Genomic DNA, 19,770 nt, shown 5'->3' with positions numbered 1-19,770 from the left:
CGCGAGAGCGCCGTCAGGACATGGATGTCCGTTCGGCGCGGGCCCACGGAGCGTCGTCGGAGTGAGGGAACCCGACGAAGTCGGGCCAAACCGAGAGCAGGCACTTTTGGTTACTTTTAGTGCTTTTAAAAGTAACTCGCCGAAGGCGAAACAATCTGCCGTTAGGCAGATGCTCTTGACCTAAACAACTGCCGCGACTCATCTGATCCGTATTTATAAGCCTTACCTGAATCTGTACTGAAACAGCAGCAACCCCCAAAATCACTTCACTCCCGGCAGACCGATCAAGCCGACCGGTCGCCATCTTCCGGCTCGAATCCCTAGTACTTCATACCTGCGTAGGAGAAACCCATGGCTAAGCTCGCAATCTTCCTGTTCGGCTTTCTCGCCCTGACACTCATGATCGGTGCGCTCGCTACAATCTCGCCGACCTGATCCTCGACCTGGTCACCCGCGCACCCCCGACAATCTGAAGGCAGACATAGCTCTGCCGTTTTCGCATCTGCCTGAACCCGCCAGCAAGATCGCCCATACGCCATTCATCCGCCAAGCCCCATCCCCACCCTTGACGCCTATTGGTAACGGGACAATACTCAGCGCAGATTCATATAGATGACTACATAAATACAACAGCGAAGCGCCTCCATGAACCGACTCTCCAGCGATGTCCGCTTGCCGCTCTACCAACGCCTGCGCGACCAACTCGCCGAACAGATCGCCAACAACCGCTGGCGGCCGGGCGAAGCCATCCCCACCGAAGCCGCGCTGTCCAGCGAGTACTGCCTCTCCACCGGCACCGTGCGCAAAGCCATCGACATGCTGGTCAACGAAAACATCCTCGAACGCCAGCAGGGCCGCGGCACCTTCATTCGCCGGCCGCAGTTCCAGTCCTCGCTGTTCCGCTTCTTCCGCTTTCAAAGCGTCTCCGGCCAACGCCAGGTGCCCGAAAGCCGCATTCTCTCAATCGAAGCCGTCACCGCGCCCTCGGCCGTTTCCCACGCCCTTGGTCTGCCGCTGGACGCGCCGGTGATTCGCCTGATCCGCCTGCGTCTGCTCGATGCCCAGCCTGTGCTCGCCGAAGAAATCTGGCTGCCCCAGGTTCAGTTTCAGACCCTGCTGGAAATCGACCTCAGCCGCCAGGGCCCGCTGCTCTATCCGATCTACGAAGAGCAATGCGGCCAGGTCGTGGCCTACGCCGAAGAGACCCTGACCGCCGAAGCCATCAACGAGACCCACGCCCGCTTGCTGCAAGTGCCGGTCAACAGCCCCGTGGTGGTGATCGAACGTCTGGCGCGCAATTACGCCGGCGAGCCGCTGGAATGGCGCCGCTCCCGAGGCCATGCCAGCCACTTCCGCTACAGCGTCGACATCCGCTGACCCACGACGTCGACAGCCCAATTCTGCACCCAAGCCCGTCACTCAGAACGGGCTCTAAAGCACCTGCCGCTTCACCCTTATAAGGACAAAAAACATGTTCAACTGGTATCGCCAAGTCACTCCTCGGGAGCGCAAGACGTTCTGGGCCTGTTTCGGCGGGTGGTCGCTGGACGCCCTGGAAGTTCAGATGTTCGGCCTGGCGATCCCGGCGCTGATCGCCGCGTTTGCCTTGAGCAAGGGCGACGCCGGCTTGATCAGTGGTGTGACGCTGATCACCTCGGCCCTGGGCGGCTGGGTCGGCGGCACGCTGTCGGACCGCTACGGCCGGGTGCGTACGCTGCAGTGGATGATCCTCTGGTTCTCGTTCTTCACCTTTCTGTCGGCGTTCGTCACCGGTTTCAGCTCTCTGCTCATCGTCAAGGCGCTGCAGGGCTTCGGCATCGGCGGCGAGTGGGCCGCAGGTGCGGTGTTGATGGCCGAGACCATCAACCCGAAATACCGTGGCAAGGTCATGGGCACCGTGCAGAGTGCGTGGGCGGTAGGCTGGGGCCTGGCCGTCGGCGTGTTTACCCTGATCTATTCGTTCGTGCCGCAGGACATGGCCTGGCGGGTGATGTTTCTGGTCGGCCTGCTGCCGTCGCTGCTGATCATCTGGGTGCGCCGCAACGTCGAGGAGCCGGACAGCTTCCAGCGCCTGCAAAAAGAAAACGCCATCCCGCAGCGTTTCTTCAAGTCACTGGCCGGCATCTTCCGCCCGGAACTGATCCGCGTGACGCTGCTCGGCGGTTTGCTCGGCCTCGGCGCCCACGGCGGTTATCACGCGGTGATGACCTGGCTGCCGACGTTCCTGAAAACCGAACGCAACCTGTCGGTGCTCAATTCCGGCGGCTACCTGGCGGTGATCATCGTCGCGTTCTGGTGCGGCTGCATCGCCAGCGGCTTTCTCATCGACCGCATCGGCCGTCGTTTGAACATCGTGCTGTTCGCCCTGTGCTGTGTGGTCACCGTGCAGTGCTACGTGTTCCTGCCGCTGACCAACACGCAGATGCTGTTCCTCGGTTTCCCGTTGGGCTTCTTTGCCGCCGGCATCCCTGCCAGTTTGGGTGCGTTGTTCAACGAGCTGTATCCCGCTGACGTCCGCGGGGCAGGGGTGGGCTTCTGCTACAACTTCGGCCGCGTGCTGTCCTCGGTCTTCCCGTTTCTGGTGGGCCACATGAGCGAATCAATGTCGCTGGGTTCGGCCATCGGCATCGACGCCGGGATCGCCTATGGCGTCGCCGTGATTGCCGCCTTGTGCCTGCCGGAAACCCGCGGCCGTAGTCTCGAAGGCAACCCCGCTGGCAGCGCCGTCGCCGACACACGCAGCGAAACCGCCAGCGCCTGATGTTTCCTTCAGCGCGACGCCCTTTGCGTCGCGCATCTTTTGACAGATGAGATCCATGTCCGACCTCTTTTGCGCCTCTCCCGCCTCGATCCTTGGCATCGACGGTCACGCACACGTCTTCAGCAGGGAGCTGGACCTGACATCGGCACGACGCTATTCACCCGACTACGACGCCACGCTGGCGATGTACCGCGATCAACTTCATCAGCACGGCCTGAGTCATGGCGTGCTGGTGCAACCGAGCTTTCTCGGCACCGATAACCGCTACTTGCTGGCCGCGCTCGAGCAAGCGCCAGAACACATGCGTGGCGTGGTGGTGGTCGAGCGCGACATCAGCCGTGCCGCGTTGGAGGAGATGGATCGACTGGGTGTCGTCGGCGTGCGTCTGAACCTGATGGGCAAGGTGCTGCCGGACTTTTCCGATCCGCAGTGGCAGGTGTTTTTCGGGCGCATCGCCGCGCTGGACTGGCACGTTGAAGTGCACCGCCAGGTCGCTGACATGCCGGCGCTGCTGGCCGGGCTGATGCCGTTCGGAATCAAGATCGTGATCGACCACTTCGGCCGGCCTGATGCTCGCCTGGGCCTCGATCAGCCGGGCTTTCGCCAGATGCTGGAGCTGGGCCGCAGCGGGCAACTGTGGATGAAGGTCTCGGGCATCTACCGTCTGGAAGGCAGCGCGCAAGAGAACCTCGATTTCGCCCGCGCCGCGCTGCCGTTGCTGGTCGATGCGTTCGGCCAGCAGCGGCTGGTCTGGGGCAGTGACTGGCCCCACACCCAGCATGAAAACGCGGTGTGTTTCGGCTCGGTGGTCGAGCAGTTGCACACCCTGGGCTGCAACACGCAATTGATGCGCTCCCTGCTGATTGATGCGCCTCAAGTGCTGTTTGATTTCGCGCCGATTGCAACCTGATCAAGCCCTGATCCCGGGAAATCAACGGGCTTTCTGCCTCGTTCAAGGTCGGCTGATGTGTGGCCGGTCAGGCTCGTCCCCGGGGCTGTGAATGCTGATCCGTCGGGCTTTGGCCCCTTGGGGTTCGACGCGTAGCAGGAAGACGATCAGCAAACCATTCTTGAAGGTCGCGCCCTGCACCTCGATGTGATCGGCCAGATGAAAGACCAGCCGGAACGGGCCATGGGCGATGCCCTGGTGCAGGTATGTCACACCGCCATCGGTGTGCGCCTCGCCCCCGCAAACGGTCAGCACGTTTTTTTCCAGAGTCAGGTCAAGATCGGCGGCGGCAAGTCCGGCCGTGGCGATCACGATTCGGTAATGATCGGTGCCGTATCGTTCGACGTTATGAGGAGGGCCGCTGGCGTTAACCCCGCTGTGCAGTGCTGACTCGAAAAAATCATTGAAGCGATCAAAGCCCACTGATTGCCGGAACAGCGGGGCCAGTGAAGCGGTGGTGGCCATGCCTGAATCTCCTGGAGATTGCCACGGTGATCAAGACGCCGGTCGACGCCGGCTCTGCACTTGATTCTGTATTTAGAGTTAGGCCCAAGTGCCAGAAAATACAAGCACCTCCGTTAAATACTTCGCTAACACAATCACTCTATCGTCGCCCAAACATTTGCCTATTAGACGGCAGGTCAGAGTCGGCTAATCTTGTGCGAGTGCTAGCCTGGGCTGTCTCGTTGATGGCCGAATACGTAATAAGTAAACAAGAAGGTGATTAGACCATGTCGACCGAATCGAAATGCCCGTTCAACCACGCAGCCGGAGGCGGGACGACAAACCGCGACTGGTGGCCGAACCAGTTGAACCTCAAGATCCTTCATCAGCACTCCTCGTTGTCTGACCCGATGGACGAGGGCTTCGATTACGCCAAAGCGTTCAAAAGCCTCGACGTTGCCGCCGTCAAACGCGACCTGCTGGAGGTGATGACACACTCTCAGGACTGGTGGCCTGCCGACTTCGGGCACTACGGTCCGCTTTTCATTCGCATGGCCTGGCACAGCGCCGGGACCTATCGCACCGGTGACGGTCGCGGTGGCGCAGGGGCAGGGCAACAGCGTTTTGCGCCGCTCAACAGCTGGCCGGACAACGTCAACCTCGACAAGGCACGCCGCCTGATCTGGCCGGTCAAGCAAAAATACGGCAGCAAGATTTCGTGGGCCGATCTGATCGTGCTCACCGGCAACGTTGCGCTGGAATCCATGGGCTTCAAGACCTTCGGTTTTTCCGGCGGGCGTGCCGATGTCTGGGAACCGGACGAGGACGTTTACTGGGGCGCCGAAACCACCTGGCTCGGCGGTGAAGACCGCTATGGTGCGCACAAAGACATGCAACAGCCGGGCGAAGGCACGCTGGTTGCCGAACCCGAGCACCACAGCGAAGAACAGACACGTACTGCCAACGGCGAACGCAATCTGGAAAACCCTCTGGCCGCCGTGCAGATGGGCCTGATCTACGTGAACCCGGAAGGTCCGGAAGGCGTCCCAGACCCTGCGGCCTCGGCGCGAGACATTCGCGAGACCTTCGGCCGCATGGCCATGAATGACGAAGAAACCGTCGCCCTGATCGCTGGCGGCCACGCCTTCGGCAAGACCCACGGTGCCGGCCCTGCCGACAACGTCGGCGCTGAGCCGGAAGCGGCAGGTCTTGAGGAACAAGGGTTTGGCTGGCGCAGCAGCTTCGGCTCGGGCAAGGCCGGCGACACCATCACCAGTGGTCTTGAGGTGACGTGGACGTCGACCCCGACCCGCTGGAGCAACGAGTACATGGAGAACCTGTTTGGCTTCGAGTGGGAGCTGACCAAGAGCCCGGCCGGCGCCCATCAGTGGAGGCCGAAGAATGGCGAGGGCGCGGGCAAGATTCCCCATGCCCACGACGCGACCAAGCGCCAGGAACCGCGCATGCTGACGTCTGACCTGGCCCTTCGCGTGGACTCTGCTTACGAGAAGATCTCCCGACGCTTCCTGGAAAACCCTGATCAGCTGGCCGACGCCTTCGCCCGCGCCTGGTTCAAGTTGACCCACCGTGACATGGGGCCACTGGCTCGTTATCTCGGCCCGGAAATGCCGGCCGAAGAGCTGCTCTGGCAGGACCCGATCCCCGAGGTCAACCATGCGCTGGTGGACGCCAGCGACATTGCTGCGCTGAAGGACAAAATCGTTGCCTCGGGCCTGTCGGTTTCGCAACTGGTCTCCACTGCCTGGGCCGCGGCGTCCACCTTCCGTGGCTCCGACAAGCGCGGCGGTGCCAACGGCGGTCGTCTGCGTCTGGCCCCGCAGAAAGACTGGGGGGTGAATCACCCGGCAGAGCTGACGACCGTGCTGCAGGCGCTGGAGCGCATTGGCAGTGAATTTAATGGCGCCCAGTCGGGCGGCAAGCAGATATCACTGGCTGACTTGATCGTCCTCGGCGGCAGCGTGGGTATCGAACAGGCGGCGAAAAATGCCGGGCATCACGTCACCGTACCGTTCACCCCAGGGCGCGCCGATGCTTCCCAAGAGCAGACCGACGTTGAGTCGTTCGGCTTCCTGGAACCCATCGCCGATGGTTTCCGTAACTACCTCAAGGGCCGCTACCGCGTCTCGGCGGAGAAGCTGCTGGTCGACAAAGCCCAACTGCTGACCCTGACGGCACCGCAGATGACCGTCCTGGTCGGCGGGCTGCGCGTGCTGGACATTAATGCCGGGCACACTCAGCACGGTGTCCTGACCCAGAAGCCAGGGGCGCTCACCAACGACTTCTTCAAGAACCTGTTGGACATGGGCGTGGAGTGGAAGGGCGTGTCGGGCGGCAACGAGCTGTTTGAAGCCCGTGATCGCACTACCGGCGAAGTTAAGTGGACCGGCACGCGCGTCGACCTGGTGTTCAGTTCACACGCCCAGTTGCGGGCAGTGGCTGAGGTGTATGCCAGTGCTGACGGGCAAGAGAAGTTCGTCGAGGACTTCGTCGCCGCATGGACCAAAGTGATGGAGCTGGACCGCTTTGATCTTGCCTGAGGTGCGTGCTTCATAGCCCTCAATCTGTAATACCCAACGCCTCCCTTGTGGAGGCGTTGTTTTTTGCGCTGATTCTGGGCGCTGTCGAGATCCACAGTCGGGGCCGGCTTGCTGGCGAACGCGGTGGGTCGGAACCGGAAGTGTCGACTGACGAAACCGGTTCGCCAGCAAGCCGGCTACAGGCTCTGTGTCCGCTGAAATCATGCTCGCTGCCGCAATCCACTGTAGCAGCGTGCTTGCCCGCGAAGACGTCGGTAGGGTTAGCCTCGTATTCACCTGACACATCGCGATTCGCGGGCAAGCGCGCTCCTACACTGCCTGCGGTTCGACGCGGCATCCCGATGGGCACAGGTTCACATTGCCGCTGGCTTGCTGCAGAACTGATCTTGTCTGGCCGCTACTTTGCGTTCGCCGCTGATGTTGGGCGCTGCCAGGGTCACTGTAGGAGCCGGCTTGCTGGCGAACGTGGCGTGTCAGTCACGTTGATGGCGGCGAGTAAATCTGGTTCGCCAGCAAGCCGGCTCAGATGTGTGGCGTTACCGATAACCTTTGTTCGCCCAGACATCTCCTTCGCAGATACAGCGTTGTGAATGCTCACCAGCGCATCCTGTTTCGTTTTGTGACGTCGGATAGGCGCAGTCCAAAACCTCGCGAATACTGCGCGGCGCTGGATAGTCGTGACTTCATAAAGGATGGGTGACTGTGGATACGGATGATCGACGGATTTCAGAAGAGGCTGTGGTGTTTGCCAAGGCTAATCGGAAGGAGATTGCGAGGAGGCTGACGGATCCTGCGGTATACCTATCAGAGGAATCGCCCGTATCGGTGTTTATGGCGGGCTCACATGGGGCAGGCAAAACTGAAGCATCTTTGGAGTTTCTTGCTCGATTCGGTGGGTCTGTACTGCGTATCGACCCGGATACCTATCGCGCCGAATTGCCTGGATACACAGGGAGTAATTCTTCGCTCTTTCAACGGGCGGTGTCTGTTTTAGTGTCCGCCGTTCATGATGAGGCGCTGCGGCTGCAGCAGTCTTTTCTGCTGGACGGCACGGCATCAAATTTCGACACGGTTTCACTCAACATCCGGCGTTCGCTCAAGCGGGGTCGGTTCGTGTTGGTGCTCTATGTTTATCAAAATCCCGAGAGAGCCTGGGAGTTTGTTCAGGCGCGAGAAAAAGTGGAGGGCCGGAATATCCCGATGCAGGGCTTCGTGGATCAATACTTTGCCGCTCGGGAAGTGGTGAATCGTTTGAAATACGAGTTCGGCCATGCAGTGACCGTCGATATTTTTATCAAGAACCATGATGGCTCTACCAAGGCTTACCGCCAGAATATCCAGCAAATTGACACTCACATACCCGAAACCTATGATCGGGCATCGCTTGAACGCAGGCTGAATTCCAGGAGGTACGAATAATGGCTGCTCCAAAAAAACTCAAAACAGTGAAGTCGACGCCGTTTTCCGACTTCGTCCGCAACGCCACTTTCGAGGAGAAGGAGCGGGTTTACCTGGAGGTCATGGAGAAAGCCTGGGCGCGGCAGGAAAAGATCATCGAGCAAGCCCGGAAAATGTAACGCCCCCCAATAAACAAAGCCGCCCTTGAGGCGGCTTTGTCGTTTTTGCCTGACGCTTGCAGCTTGCAGCTTGCAGCTTGCAGCTTGCAGCTTGCAGCTCAAAGCCCCACCCCTTCACCCCAATGCCAACACCCGCCTGCATTCCAGCACCAGACTCGCGCCGCCGGACGGGCTGCTGCCGATGCGCAGTTTGAAGCCGTGCAGGTTGACGATCGCGGCGACGATGGACAACCCCAGGCCGAAGCCGCTTTGCTGATTGCCGTTTTCGCTACGGTAGAAGCGCTTGAACACGGCCTCCCGCTCGGCGTCGGGGATGCCGGGGCCGGTGTCCTGGACTTCAATGAACGTGGTGTCACCTTCGGCGCGGGCGATGAGCAGCACTTGGCCGCCCGGCGGAGTGAATTTGATCGAGTTGCTCAGCAGGTTCGACAGCGCCTCGAACAGCAGCGCCCGGTCACCCACCAGCGGCGGCAGGTGTTCGCCGACTTTCAGTTGCAACGAAACGCGGCCTTCTTCGGCCAGCGGCAGGTAGAAATCGTGCAGCTCCTGCAGCAGCGGCTGCGGATCGAGCTGACCGAAGGCCGAGCGCCGCTGGTGATCTTCCAGTTCGGAAATCCGCAGCAATCCGCGAAAGCGCGCCATCAGCGTGTCGGCGTCGGCGATTACCTGGGCCATCTGCTCGCCCAGCGCCGAGTCTTCCGGCGACTGCTGCTGAATCCGGTAAAGCTGCGCCCGCAGGCGCGTGAGCGGAGTGCGCAGGTCGTGGGCGATGTTGTCGCAAACGCCCTTGACCTCGTTCATCAGGCGCTCGATGCGGTCGAGCATGGCGTTGACGATGTCGGCCAGCATGTCCAGCTCGTCGCGGCGGTCCGACACCGGAAGGCGGCGGGCCAGGTCGCCGGTGACGATTGCCTCGGCGCTGGCCTGGATCGCGCGGATGCGTCGCAGCGGGCGGCGTCCGAGCAAGTGCCAGCCGGCGATGCCCGGAATGATCGTCAGCGAAATACCCCACAGCAACGCGCGCAGAATCAGCGTGGTCACGGCGAACAGCGAACCGTTGTCGCGCACCAGAATCAGCCAGCGATCATCCAGCGTATGAATCGCCACGGCGTCGCAGCCCGAGCTGGGCAGGTCCGGGTCATCGGAATCGATGCAGGTGGCCAGCTCCTGGATTTCCCCGTTGAGCTTGAGGTCCTCGGGAATGCTCTGGATCGGGCCGCTGATGGGCTTCAGGTCTTTGTCGAACAGGCCGTAGGCGTCGACCGAGCGCATGTCGAATTTGTCGCTGGTGCGCAACGCATCGTCCAGTTGCGCGCCTTCAAAACGCGAAAACAATTGCTGGCGCTGCATCAGCGAGTGGCGGGCGAGGGTGTTGAGGTAACTGGTGACTTCCCAGTACAGCACCCCCATGAGGATGCTGCTCCAGGCCACAAACAGAAAACTGTACAGCGCCAGCAGCCGGCTGCTGGAGGAGCGCCAGCCCTTAGACGGGTTCGGCAATGACATAACCTGAGCCTCGAACGGTACGTATCAGCGGCGTCACGGTAGGGGGATCGATTTTCTTGCGCAAGCGACCGATGTGCACGTCGATCAGGTTGGTGCCGGGGTCGAAGTGGTAACCCCAGACTTCTTCGAAAATCATCATGCGGGTGATGATCTGCCCGCTGTTGCGCATCAGGAATTCCAGCAGCTTGTATTCGGTCGGCAGCAGGTTCAACGGCTGCCCGGCACGGCTGGCTTCACGGGTGATCAGATTGAGTTCGAGGTCGGCAACCTTGAGCATGGTCTCGGCCTGGGTCCCCGGATGACTGCGGCGCAGCAAGACTTCCACCCGCGCGGCCATCTCGTCGGAGGCGAAGGGCTTGGACAGGTAATCATCCCCACCGGCACGCAACCCGCGGACGCGTTCATCGACGTCCGACAGCGCGCTGATCATCAGGATCGGCGTGGCAATGCCCAGGGCGCGCATGGTGGTGACAATCGCCAGCCCGTCGACTTCCGGCAGCATGCGATCGAGGGTGATCAGGTCGTAATCGCCGCTGACCGCGCGGACGAGGCCCTCGCGACCGTTGTCGACCCAGTCCACTTGCAGGCCGTGGCTGCTCAGTTCGGCGACGATTTCCTTCGCGGTGACGGCATCGTCTTCGATTGTCAGAATTCGCGTCATGTGAGGTCGGGCCACGTGAGAGGACAGAAGGCTGCATTTTGCCTTTAAACGTAGTCGGGATTTCTTAAAAATAATTTAAGAAGGGCAGAACGGCTTGTTTGATGCTAGCCAGCGTGCCGAGAGGAGGGGACACGCTGGAGAATTCTGATCGTGCCGTGGGCCAGTAGGAGTGAGCTTGCTCGCGAATGCATTCTGTCAGGCGACCATGGTTTGTCTGGTCGGACGCTTCGCGAGCAAGGTGGAGCGCCACCCCGGTCACTCCTACCGGTGCTTCACACGCCTTTGCGATCGGATTCAGCTTTGGGCTCACGCAGCGCTTGCTTCAGCTTTTCGTCCAGCGCTTTCTTCTTGCCTTTCTTATCCGGCGTCTCGCCTTCGCTCCTGATCTGCGCATGGCTGATCAACGCGAAAATGAAGCTGCCGCCGATGATGTTGCCGGCCAGTGTCGGGCCGGCGAAGATCATCCAGAAATCCTTCCACGGCAGCTCACCCGCGAATACCAGATACGACACTTCTGCCGAGCCAACCACGATGTGGGTGAAATCCCCCAGCGCCATCAGGTAGGTGATCATCACGATGATGGCGACCTTGGCGGATTCCATGGACGGGATCATCCACACCATGGTGGCGATCATCCAGCCGGAAATGATGCCTTTGGAGAACATTTGCCAGGTGTCGTTCTCCATCACCTTGCGGCCGATTTCGAGGAAGGCCTGATCGGTCTTGGTGTCGAAGATCGGCAGGTGCAGCATGACGTAGGCCACCAGCAATGTGCCGCACAGGTTGCCCACCAGCACCACGGTCCACAACCGCAACAGACGCACGACATTGTTCAGCGTCGGCTTGCTCATCACCGGCAATACGGCGGTCAGGGTGTTTTCGGTGAACAGCTGCTGACGGGCAAGAATCACCGCCAGAAAGCCTGCGCAGTAGCCAAGGCTGGCTATGACCTTGAAGCCCTCGGCATCGGGCAGCCGCGAGTTCAACAACCCCATCGCCATCAGTGACAGGCCCATGGTCAACCCGGCTGCGAGGGCCGACCAGAACAGTGCAGCGACGTTACGCTCCAGTTCCTGATCGCCCTGCATGCGGATCGTTTCATGGAGGACGGCGGCACGGGGCGGCTGGTTTTCGTCGATGTCGCGTTCTTCTTCCGGCGTCAGGCCGGGGGTCTTGCCGTCTGGTTCGTGTTCCATGGCGATCCTTTGGATGGGTCAGTGCACGTCTAAGCGTGTTCTTTGTGAGAGTGCCCGGTAAAAGAGCGCTCGGGAGGCGGCGGTTCGCTTGTACATGCTTGCTGCGCGGCGCTGCTGCTTGAGACACAATCCGTTACCCGTCGTTCGCCAACGGCGGCAGCCTTTTCACTGACCTGGGAGAACCTCTTTTGACCCTTCACATTCGCGACGCCACCCGTGCCGACGCCGCCGTCATCCTGGGCTTCATCACCGAGCTTGCGATCTACGAAAAAGCCGAGCACGAGGTCAAGGCCAGTGTCGCCGACATCGAGCGCAGCCTGTTCGACGAAGCTTCGCCGGCCAAGGCGCTGATCTGCCTGCTGAACGGCCAGCCCATTGGCTTCGCCGTGTACTTCTTGAGCTACTCCACCTGGCTGGGCCGCAAGGGCCTGTACCTCGAAGATTTGTACGTGTCCGCCGCGCAACGGGGTGTCGGCGCGGGCAAGAAGCTGTTGCGCCATCTGGCCCGGATCGCCCACGACAGCGGCTGCGGCCGTCTTGAATGGAGCGTGCTGGACTGGAACCAGCCGGCGATCGATTTCTACAAATCCATCGGCGCCGAGCCCCAGGATGAATGGGTGCGCTACCGGATGGAAGGGGAAGGGCTGAAGCGCTTTGCGTTGGAAGAGGGTTGAGGCGTTTATGCAGGAGCACGCATCAAGCTTCGATCCCCGATATTGAACGGGACCAACTGTAGGAGCGCGCTTGCCCGCGAATGCGGAGTGTCAGCTGAATGGGTGTGACTGACCCACCGCAATTCGTCCGACTGCGGCCCAGACCAAGCGCGCTCCTACAGGGATTTGCGTTCAGTCAGGTAGATCTGCGCGGTTAATCCGTAGGGGTTTTACGTTCAGTCAGTGAGGTCTGCACTGTCTATCCGGTTGACTCCCGCCAGGGCCATGTCTTTCCAGGCTTGCTCCAGCGAGCCATTCAGGTCGATGGCCTTGCACGCATCGGCGATCACCCAGGTATTGAAACCCGCCGCCCGGGCGTCCAGCGCGGTCCAGGCCACGCAAAAATCCAGGGCCAGACCGACCACGAACACGCTGTCGATGCCGCGCTCGCTCAGGTAACCGGCCAGCCCGGTGCGCGTCGTGCGATCGGCTTCGACGAACGCTGAATAGCTGTCGATGCCTGCGTTGCAGCCCTTGCGCAGGATCAGCTGCCCCTGGCTTATGTCCAGATCCGCGTGCAACTGAGCACCGTGGCTGCCTTGCACACAGTGATCGGGCCACAGCGTCTGCGTGCCGTAGGGCAGGGTGATGCTGTCAAACGGCGCGCGCCCGGCGTGGCTCGACGCGAACGACACATGCCCGCGCGGGTGCCAGTCCTGGGCCATGACCACGTTGCGAAACTGCGCGCCGAGGCGGTTGATCAACGGCACCAGCGCATCGCCTTCGGCCACGGCCAGTGCGCCGCCGGGCATGAAGTCGTATTGCATGTCGATCACCAGCAACGCGGCGCGCGGGTCGGAGGGCAATCGGGAAAGCGGCGTGGTCATCATTTGAGTCCTTGATGCAGTGAGTCTTGGGGCAATGAGTCGGATCGCGGTCAGGCAAAAACGCGTATCGGCGCGCCGGCGTGCCAGGCCTGAATGTCCTCGATCATCTGGCTGAAGAACATCCGGTAGTTGTTCTCGGTGACGTAACCCACATGGGGCGTGGCCAGGACGTTGGGCAACGTGCGGAACGGATGATCGGCCGGCAACGGCTCGACGCTGTACACGTCCAGCGCGGCACCGGCGATTTTCTTCTGCCTGAGCACCTCGATCAGCGCGTCTTCGTCGACGATCGGCCCGCGCGCGGTGTTCACCAGATACGCCGTAGGCTTCATCCGGTTCAGCGACTCGGCGTCGACCAGCCCGCGACTGCGCTCGCTGAGCACCAGATTCACCGAGACCACGTCCGCTTGCTCGAACAGTGCCTGTTTGCTGACGTACGTCACGCCATGCTCGGCCGCGCGTTCAGCGGTGAGGTTCTCGCTCCAGGCAATCACCTTCATGTCGAAAGCCTTGCCGTAGCGGGCGATCTTTTGGCCGATGCTGCCCAGCCCGACGATGCCCAGGGTCTTGCCGTACAGGTCGCTGCCGATGCCAATTTGCCAATTCCCGGCGCGCAGGGAGTTTGCTTCGTCCACCAGATTGCGGGTGACGCCCATGATCAGCGCCCAGGTCAGCTCCGGCGCCGCGTATTTGTAGCTGTCGGTGCCGACCACGGTAATGCCCATGCGCGCGGCGGCCTTGAGGTCCAGCGCCGCGTTGCGCATGCCGCCGGTGACCAGCAGTTTCAGGTTCGGTAGCTGACTGAGCAGGGCGTCATCGAAAATCGTGCGTTCGCGCATCACGCAAATGACGTGAAAGTCTTTGAGGCGGGCGACCATGGCGTCGGTGTCCGCCGGATAGTCATGCAGAAAAGTGACCTCGCCGATCGGCTTCAACACGGTCCAGTCCACAACGTTTTCAGCGACCGATTGCCAGTCATCGAGTACGGCAATCTTCAGCCCGGAATCCTGAGTCATTGAGCGAGGCCTCGTTCAGCAGCGATGTTGGATTTGTGGCGCTCACAGTACGCTTGAGCGGCTTAATCTGGAACCCCGCACCCACTCTGCATACCCGCCTTGCCAGAGTTGACTGATTCAACTCGATCCGTAGGAGCCGGCGTGCTGGCGAACCGGTTTCGTCAGTCGACACTTCCGGCTGTGAACCACCGCGTTCGCCAGCAAGCCGGCTCCTACGGTTCTGCGTCTGATCACGATTTTTCACCCACCACAAACCGGTGCAGGAGCGCGCTTGGCCGCGAACGCTTTGCGCAATTGACTGATTCAACTCGATCCGTAGGAGCCGGCTTGCTGGCGAAGGCGTCGGGTCAGAGATGAAGAAACCGGATGACACCATGGGTTCGCTGGCAAGCCGGTCCCTGCGAGGGCGTCAGTTAAACAACCCTGCCGCGATGTTGATCGAGAAGCCCAGAATCGAGGTGTTGAACACAAACCCGATCAACGACTGCGCCAGCACCACCTTGCGCAGGCTGCGGGTGGCCACGCCGACGTCGGAGGTCTGCACGGCGACGCTCAACGTGAAGGAGAAGTACAGAAAGTCCCAGTAATCCGGATTCTCCTCTCCGTCGGCAAAGCGCAGCGCCGGCTTTTCGCCGTCCCAGGTGTAGAACACCCGCGCGTAATGCAGGCTGAAGACCACACCGATCAGCAGCCATGAACCGAGGATGGTGAAGCCGGTAAAAGCATAATGCAGTGCTTTGTCGGCGTCTTTCATGTCCTGGATGCCGGCAAGTTCGAGAATGATCGCCGCCAGGCTGGCAATGGCCGCCACACAGACGACGAACAGCACGACGCCGGCGTTCTCGTCCTCGATCTCGGCGACCCGGCGCACGTCTTCCGCGCTGGATTTGAAGGTGCGGCGCATGATCATCGCCATGTACAGCCACCCGGCGACGTTCCAGCCGATCAGGCATTTGCTGATCACCGAAATGTCGGGGGCGACGAAGGCGCAGGCGATACCGGCGGCGATGCCCACGAGGGTGGCAATGGTCAGGCGAGGGTGGGTCTTGGCAAGGCGGGACATGGAGGACTTCACGGCAGTGAGATGCGCGAACATTAGCACGCGGCCGCTGCAGCAGATGATGAAGAAAAACGGCGCGCAAGGGGTTACGCGCCGGTCGCCATTTGGCAGTTTAGGTGAAGCTTAAGCCGCCCGGCCTGGCGAGCTGTTCAATGGCAGGGGAGAGCGGTTCGAGTCAGTCGATCAGCGAACCAGACACGGCTGCTTGTTGTTGAATGTCCAGTTCGGCACCAGGAATTGCATCGCCACGCTGTCATCCCGCGCGCCGAGGCCCATGCCTTTGTACAGCTCGTGGGCCTTGGCCACCTGATCCATGTCGATCTCGACACCCAGCCCGGGCTTCTTCGGCACCTGCACGCTGCCGCCGATGATCTGCAGCGGCGCCTTGGTCAGGCGCTGGCCGTCCTGCCAGATCCAGTGGGTGTCGATGGCGGTGATATTGCCCGGCGCAGCGGCGGCCGCGTGGGTGAACATCGCCAGGGAAATATCGAAATGGTTGTTGGAGTGCGAGCCCCAGGTCAAACCCCATTCGTTGCACATCTGCGCCACGCGCACCGAACCCTGCATCGTCCAGAAGTGGGGATCGGCCAAGGGGATGTCCACCGATTGAAGCTGGATGGCATGACCCATTTCGCGCCAGTCGGTGGCGATCATGTTGGTCGCCGTGCGCAGGCCAGTGGCGCGACGGAATTCAGCCATGACTTCGCGGCCCGAGTAACCGTTTTCGGCGCCACAGGGGTCCTCGGCATAGGCCAGCACTTTGTGCTGATCGCGGCACAGGCGCACCGCTTCTTTCAGCGACCAGGCGCCGTTCGGGTCGAGGGTAATGCGCGCTTTCGGGAAGCGTTCGGCCAGTGCCGTCACCGCTTCGATTTCTGCATCGCCGCTGAGCACGCCGCCCTTGAGCTTGAAGTCCTCGAAACCGTATTGCGCGTAAGCCGCCTCGGCCAGACGCACGACTGCTTCCGGGGTCAGCGCTTCTTCGTGGCGCACGCGAAACCACTCGTTGTCGGCATCGGCTTCGGTGCGATAGGGCAGGTTGGTTTTGCTCTGGTCACCGACGTAGAAGAGGTAACCGAGCATTTTTACTTCGTCACGCTGCTGGCCTTCGCCAAGCAGTGCGGCGACCGGCACTTCCAGGTACTGGCCGAGCAAATCCAGCACGGCGGCTTCAATGCCGGTGACGGCGTGGATGGTGATGCGCAGGTCAAAGGTCTGCAGACCGCGACCGCCCGCATCGCGCTCGGCGAAAGTGCGGCGCACGTCGTTGAGGATCTTCTGGTAGTTGCCGATGCTGCTGCCGACCACCAGGGAGCGGGCGTCTTCGAGGGTCTGGCGGATCTTCTCGCCGCCGGGGATTTCACCCACGCCGGTGTGGCCGGCGTTGTCCTTGAGGATGACGATGTTGCGGGTGAAATACGGGCCGTGGGCGCCGCTGAGGTTGAGCAGCATGTCGTCGTGGCCGGCCACCGGAATGACCTGCATGTCGGTGATGACGGGGGTGCTGCCGGAATGCTGTGAAGTCATGGCTAAATCCTTGGTTCTCGCTGGCGCTGTGCGCGCTGTCTTTACGGGCTTCAGAGCTTTAGGCTCGGATCGCTTGGCTCAAGTGTGGCTGGGCGTCACGTCGACTTTGGCGATCGGCACCGCGCCGGTCTTGGGCGTGGTGCGCACGGTGAACACCAGAATGGCGGCGATGATCGAGGTCACGGTCAAGCCGTACAGGCCGCCCTGGATCGAACCGGTCTGCTGTTCGAGGATGCCGAAGGTGGTCGGCGCGACGAAGCCGCCGAGGTTGCCTACCGAGTTGATCAAGGCGATGACGCCGGCGGCGATCCGCGCATCCAGATAGCCTTGGGGGATCGGCCAGAACAGCGACGATGCCGACTTGAAGCCCATCGCCGCAAAGCAGATGGCAACGAAGGCGAACACCGGACCGCCCGTGGTCGACATGAACATCCCGGCTGCGGCGATCAACAAGGCCACGGCGACCCACGCCTGCTGGTGTTTCCATTTAGCTGACAGCGAGGCAAAACCGTACATGCAGACGATGGCGATGAACCACGGAATCGAGTTGAACAGGCCGACCTGAACATCGCTCAGGTCGCCCATTTTCTTGATGATGCTCGGCAGCCAGAACGTCGCCGCGTAGATCGTCAGCTGGATGAAGAAATACATCAGGCAGAACAGGATGATCTGCGGGTCCTTGAGCAATTTGCCGATGGACAGCTTGACCGGGTTGGCCGCTTCGCGGGCCTTCTGCTCGGCGTCGATGGTGTTGACCAGCGCGTCCTTCTCGGCCTCTGTCAGCCACTTGGCGTCGTGGGGTTTGGAGTCAAGCCAGAACCAGACGAAGAAGCACAGGCCGACGGAAAACATGCCTTCGATGAAGTACATCCACTGCCAGCCGTGGAAGCCCAGCGCGTCGATCTGCAACAGCAGCCCTGAGAGCGGCCCTGAAATCACCGAAGCGAACGCCGAGCCGCTGAGGAAGATGGCGATTGCCTTGCCACGCTCCACGCCGGGCAACCAGCGGGTGAAGTAGTAGATCACGCCGGGGAAGAACCCGGCTTCGGCCACGCCCAGCAAAAAGCGCAGGATGTAGAAGTGGGTTTCGGTCTGAATGAACGCCATGCAGGCGGCCACGATGCCCCAGGTCAGCATGATCCGGGTCAGCCAGATACGCGCGCCGACTTTTTGCAGGAGGATGTTGGAGGGGACTTCGAACATCGCATACGCGATGAAGAACAGGCCGGCACCGAAGCCGTAGGCGGCCGCGCCGATACCCAGGTCATGTTCCATGTGACTACGCACGAAGCCGATGTTGACCCGGTCGATGTAGTTGACGATGAACATGATGACGAACAGCGGCAGGATGTGTCGTTTGACTTTCGAGACCGCCGATTGCAGGACGGAATCGGAGGCGTCATCCGCCCGTGATGAGGATGTGTTCACTCTGGTAACTCCCACTGATTATTTTTATGCGGGTAATTAAGCAAGCTGTGTGTGACAAGGTGTGTAGCCCTGTTGCCAGTCATCATACAAGTAATGATCGTCATGGCAACCGGATTTACGGGGGTTGCGGGAAGTATTTCGTCGGGCTAGGCTCGCCTGTCTGACAAGTTGGATGAGTGGGCGCGTGCCGCTGTGCGGCTCTGTTTTCAGGGCTCCTGGCCGTTTTGCGATGGGTATCCAGCGAGTGGTTTGGTGCGTGCTTCAACCGTGGGCGGTCAGGAAAATACAAGTGGGCGGCAGGCGTTGGTCGCCGCCGCTCTTTCAGCACTTATAGGACGACCTCGTTTGAATAGCACCGGACCTTTGCCACCCAAGCGGCGCCAGCACAGCCTGGCGACGGACCTGGTCACTGACCTGAGTCAGCGGATTCTGATGGGCACCATTGCGCCGGGAGCCAAGTTGCCGTCGGAGAGTGAGATTGTCCGCGAGCATGGCGTAAGCCGTACGGTGGTGCGTGAGGCGATTTCCAAACTGCAGGCGTCCGGGCTGGTCGAGACCCATCAGGGCAAGGGCACTTACGTGCTGGCGCGTTCGGAGCAGAGCGGGCTGCACCTGAAGGTGGAAACCGCGTTCAGCGTGCGGCACATCATTGAGCTGCGCATGGGCCTGGAAACCCAGGCCGTCGCCTTGGCCGCACAACGCCGCAGTCAATCACAGCTCAAGGCGATGCGCGCCGCGCTGGATGATTATCAGGACCTGCTGGCCAAGGAAGACAGTTGCGTCGAAGCGGACCGACGCTTTCATCTGCTGATCGCGGAAGCCACCGGCAATCCTTATTTCGTGGAAATCCTGCAGAACCTCGGCATCGCCGTGATCCCCCGCAGCCGCATCGCCACCAGCGAACGGGCCGGGGCAAGCCTCACCCACAGTGCGTATCTGGCCAACCTCGAACACGAAGCCATCCTCGCCGCCATCCGCCGCCAGGACCCCGACGCCGCCCGCGCAGCGATGTGGACTCACCTGAGCAATAGCCGAGAGCGGCTAGCGCCGGTTGAGTAATGGGGGTGATGGGTTTGCAGCAAATGGGAATGCTGAGGCCAATAGTGGGACCGGCTTTAGCCGGGAAGGCATTTGGCGTCACACCTCAAAATTTGTGTTACTCACACCGGCCTCTTCCCGGCTGAAGCCGGTCTCACTATTTGAACGCAGTCATCCTGTGGGATCGGCTTTAGCCGGGAAGGCGTGGGGCGTCGCACCGCAGATCTGAGGGTGCTCAAGCTGACCTCTTCCCGGCTGAAGCCGGTCCTACGGTCGAAATACTTACACCCTGTAGGACCGGCTTTAGCCGGGAAGGCGTCGGGAGTCACACCACAAATCTGACGGTGCTCAGACTGGCCTCTTCCCGGCTGAAGCCGGTCCCACTATTTGAACGCAGTCATCCTGTGGGACCGGCTTTAGCCGGGAAGGCGTCGTGCGTCGCACCGCAAGTCCTAGGGTGTTCAAGCTGGCCTCTTCCCGGCTGAAGCCGGTCCTACCGTGAGTACGCA

Annotated in this window: 17 protein-coding genes; 8 read left to right on the top strand and 9 right to left on the bottom strand. The window is 61.1% G+C overall.

Going from position 1 to position 19,770, the window contains the following annotated elements:
* The first annotated feature begins 645 nt into the window (after positions 1-645).
* The 3 genes from OKW98_RS20000 (at position 646) to OKW98_RS19990 (ending at position 3,671) form a co-directional block, all read left to right on the top strand.
* Entirely contained in the window at positions 646-1,377 is a 732-nt protein-coding gene (locus tag OKW98_RS20000) for a GntR family transcriptional regulator (protein ID WP_265386326.1), read from the top strand.
* A gap of 94 nt (positions 1,378-1,471) precedes the next feature.
* Positions 1,472-2,761 carry an MFS transporter gene (locus tag OKW98_RS19995; RefSeq protein WP_265386325.1) on the top strand — a complete coding sequence of 430 codons (1,290 nt, stop codon included), beginning with the start codon at positions 1,472-1,474 and terminating at the stop codon, positions 2,759-2,761.
* Positions 2,762-2,816: 55 nt separating this feature from the next.
* A complete protein-coding gene (locus tag OKW98_RS19990; protein WP_265386324.1) occupies positions 2,817-3,671 on the top strand; it encodes an amidohydrolase family protein in 855 nt (284 codons plus the stop codon).
* A gap of 42 nt (positions 3,672-3,713) precedes the next feature.
* Here the strand turns inward: OKW98_RS19990 and OKW98_RS19985 are convergent, their stop codons facing one another.
* On the bottom strand, positions 3,714-4,175 hold the full coding sequence (locus OKW98_RS19985; protein ID WP_265386323.1) for an Hsp20 family protein: 462 nt from the start codon (positions 4,173-4,175) through the stop codon (positions 3,714-3,716).
* Positions 4,176-4,441: 266 nt separating this feature from the next.
* Here OKW98_RS19985 and katG point away from each other — a divergent pair, with 266 nt between their 5' ends.
* From katG to OKW98_RS19970, 3 genes are all read left to right on the top strand, one after another.
* Positions 4,442-6,712, top strand: coding sequence for a catalase/peroxidase HPI (gene katG / locus OKW98_RS19980; RefSeq protein ID WP_265386322.1), 2,271 nt, complete (start codon positions 4,442-4,444; stop codon positions 6,710-6,712).
* Positions 6,713-7,414: 702 nt separating this feature from the next.
* Positions 7,415-8,131 carry a zeta toxin family protein gene (locus OKW98_RS19975; protein WP_322114154.1) on the top strand — a complete coding sequence of 239 codons (717 nt, stop codon included), beginning with the start codon at positions 7,415-7,417 and terminating at the stop codon, positions 8,129-8,131.
* Positions 8,131-8,289, top strand: a complete 159-nt coding sequence (locus tag OKW98_RS19970; RefSeq protein ID WP_265386320.1) for a hypothetical protein — start codon at positions 8,131-8,133, stop codon at positions 8,287-8,289. Before OKW98_RS19975 ends, OKW98_RS19970 begins: the two co-directional genes overlap by 1 nt.
* Before the next feature lie 114 nt (positions 8,290-8,403).
* Here OKW98_RS19970 and OKW98_RS19965 read toward each other — a convergent pair whose 3' ends face one another.
* The 3 genes from OKW98_RS19965 to OKW98_RS19955 all read right to left on the bottom strand — a co-directional run bounded on the left by OKW98_RS19965 (position 8,404) and on the right by OKW98_RS19955 (position 11,652).
* Positions 8,404-9,795 (bottom strand): sensor histidine kinase, encoded by a 1,392-nt coding sequence (locus OKW98_RS19965; RefSeq protein WP_265386319.1) that lies wholly within the window; start codon positions 9,793-9,795, stop codon positions 8,404-8,406.
* The gene (locus tag OKW98_RS19960) at positions 9,773-10,456 is read right to left on the bottom strand and encodes a response regulator transcription factor (RefSeq protein WP_265386318.1); all 684 of its coding nucleotides are present in this window, start codon (positions 10,454-10,456) and stop codon (positions 9,773-9,775) included. Before OKW98_RS19960 ends, OKW98_RS19965 begins: the two co-directional genes overlap by 23 nt.
* Before the next feature lie 272 nt (positions 10,457-10,728).
* Entirely contained in the window at positions 10,729-11,652 is a 924-nt protein-coding gene (locus tag OKW98_RS19955) for a formate/nitrite transporter family protein (protein WP_265386317.1), read from the bottom strand.
* 188 nt (positions 11,653-11,840) lie between these two features.
* Between OKW98_RS19955 and OKW98_RS19950 the strand changes: the two genes are divergently transcribed.
* The gene (locus OKW98_RS19950; protein ID WP_265386316.1) at positions 11,841-12,326 is read left to right on the top strand and encodes a GNAT family N-acetyltransferase; all 486 of its coding nucleotides are present in this window, start codon (positions 11,841-11,843) and stop codon (positions 12,324-12,326) included.
* Positions 12,327-12,541: 215 nt separating this feature from the next.
* On the opposite strand, the gene pncA is transcribed toward OKW98_RS19950, so the two are convergent.
* The 5 genes from pncA to OKW98_RS19925 form a co-directional block, all read right to left on the bottom strand.
* Positions 12,542-13,192, bottom strand: coding sequence for a bifunctional nicotinamidase/pyrazinamidase (pncA, locus tag OKW98_RS19945; RefSeq protein ID WP_265386315.1), 651 nt, complete (start codon positions 13,190-13,192; stop codon positions 12,542-12,544).
* 50 nt (positions 13,193-13,242) lie between these two features.
* A complete protein-coding gene (locus OKW98_RS19940) occupies positions 13,243-14,208 on the bottom strand; it encodes a D-2-hydroxyacid dehydrogenase family protein (protein ID WP_265386314.1) in 966 nt (321 codons plus the stop codon).
* A gap of 409 nt (positions 14,209-14,617) precedes the next feature.
* Entirely contained in the window at positions 14,618-15,271 is a 654-nt protein-coding gene (locus tag OKW98_RS19935) for a DUF1345 domain-containing protein (RefSeq protein ID WP_265386313.1), read from the bottom strand.
* A gap of 180 nt (positions 15,272-15,451) precedes the next feature.
* Positions 15,452-16,795 (bottom strand): glucarate dehydratase, encoded by a 1,344-nt coding sequence (gene gudD, locus OKW98_RS19930; RefSeq protein ID WP_265386312.1) that lies wholly within the window; start codon positions 16,793-16,795, stop codon positions 15,452-15,454.
* A gap of 78 nt (positions 16,796-16,873) precedes the next feature.
* Positions 16,874-18,223: an MFS transporter gene (locus tag OKW98_RS19925; protein ID WP_265386311.1), complete on the bottom strand. Its 1,350-nt coding sequence runs from the start codon at positions 18,221-18,223 to the stop codon at positions 16,874-16,876.
* 345 nt (positions 18,224-18,568) lie between these two features.
* On the opposite strand from OKW98_RS19925, the gene OKW98_RS19920 reads away from it, so the two are divergent.
* Positions 18,569-19,282 carry a FadR/GntR family transcriptional regulator gene (locus OKW98_RS19920; RefSeq protein WP_265386310.1) on the top strand — a complete coding sequence of 238 codons (714 nt, stop codon included), beginning with the start codon at positions 18,569-18,571 and terminating at the stop codon, positions 19,280-19,282.
* Positions 19,283-19,770: the final 488 nt, after the last annotated feature.

This window comes from Pseudomonas sp. KU26590, from assembly GCF_026153515.1.
Classification (GTDB): Bacteria; Pseudomonadota; Gammaproteobacteria; order Pseudomonadales; family Pseudomonadaceae; genus Aquipseudomonas.
Note: the sequence above shows the minus strand (reverse complement) of the source record. Positions and strands in the feature narration are given on the sequence as shown.

Bases quoted from the DNA above. Each gene is read 5' to 3' on its own strand.
- OKW98_RS20000 (WP_265386326.1), top strand. From the start codon at position 646: ATGAACCGACTCTCCAGCGATGTCCGCTTGCCGCTCTACCAACGCCTG.
- OKW98_RS19995 (WP_265386325.1), top strand. From the start codon at position 1,472: ATGTTCAACTGGTATCGCCAAGTCACTCCTCGGGAGCGCAAGACGTTC.
- OKW98_RS19990 (WP_265386324.1), top strand. From the start codon at position 2,817: ATGTCCGACCTCTTTTGCGCCTCTCCCGCCTCGATCCTTGGCATCGAC.
- OKW98_RS19985 (WP_265386323.1), bottom strand. From the start codon at position 4,175: ATGGCCACCACCGCTTCACTGGCCCCGCTGTTCCGGCAATCAGTGGGC.
- katG (WP_265386322.1), top strand. From the start codon at position 4,442: ATGTCGACCGAATCGAAATGCCCGTTCAACCACGCAGCCGGAGGCGGG.
- OKW98_RS19970 (WP_265386320.1), top strand. From the start codon at position 8,131: ATGGCTGCTCCAAAAAAACTCAAAACAGTGAAGTCGACGCCGTTTTCC.
- OKW98_RS19965 (WP_265386319.1), bottom strand. From the start codon at position 9,795: ATGTCATTGCCGAACCCGTCTAAGGGCTGGCGCTCCTCCAGCAGCCGG.
- OKW98_RS19960 (WP_265386318.1), bottom strand. From the start codon at position 10,456: ATGACGCGAATTCTGACAATCGAAGACGATGCCGTCACCGCGAAGGAA.
- OKW98_RS19955 (WP_265386317.1), bottom strand. From the start codon at position 11,652: ATGGAACACGAACCAGACGGCAAGACCCCCGGCCTGACGCCGGAAGAA.
- pncA (WP_265386315.1), bottom strand. From the start codon at position 13,192: ATGACCACGCCGCTTTCCCGATTGCCCTCCGACCCGCGCGCCGCGTTG.
- OKW98_RS19940 (WP_265386314.1), bottom strand. From the start codon at position 14,208: ATGACTCAGGATTCCGGGCTGAAGATTGCCGTACTCGATGACTGGCAA.
- OKW98_RS19935 (WP_265386313.1), bottom strand. From the start codon at position 15,271: ATGTCCCGCCTTGCCAAGACCCACCCTCGCCTGACCATTGCCACCCTC.
- gudD (WP_265386312.1), bottom strand. From the start codon at position 16,795: ATGACTTCACAGCATTCCGGCAGCACCCCCGTCATCACCGACATGCAG.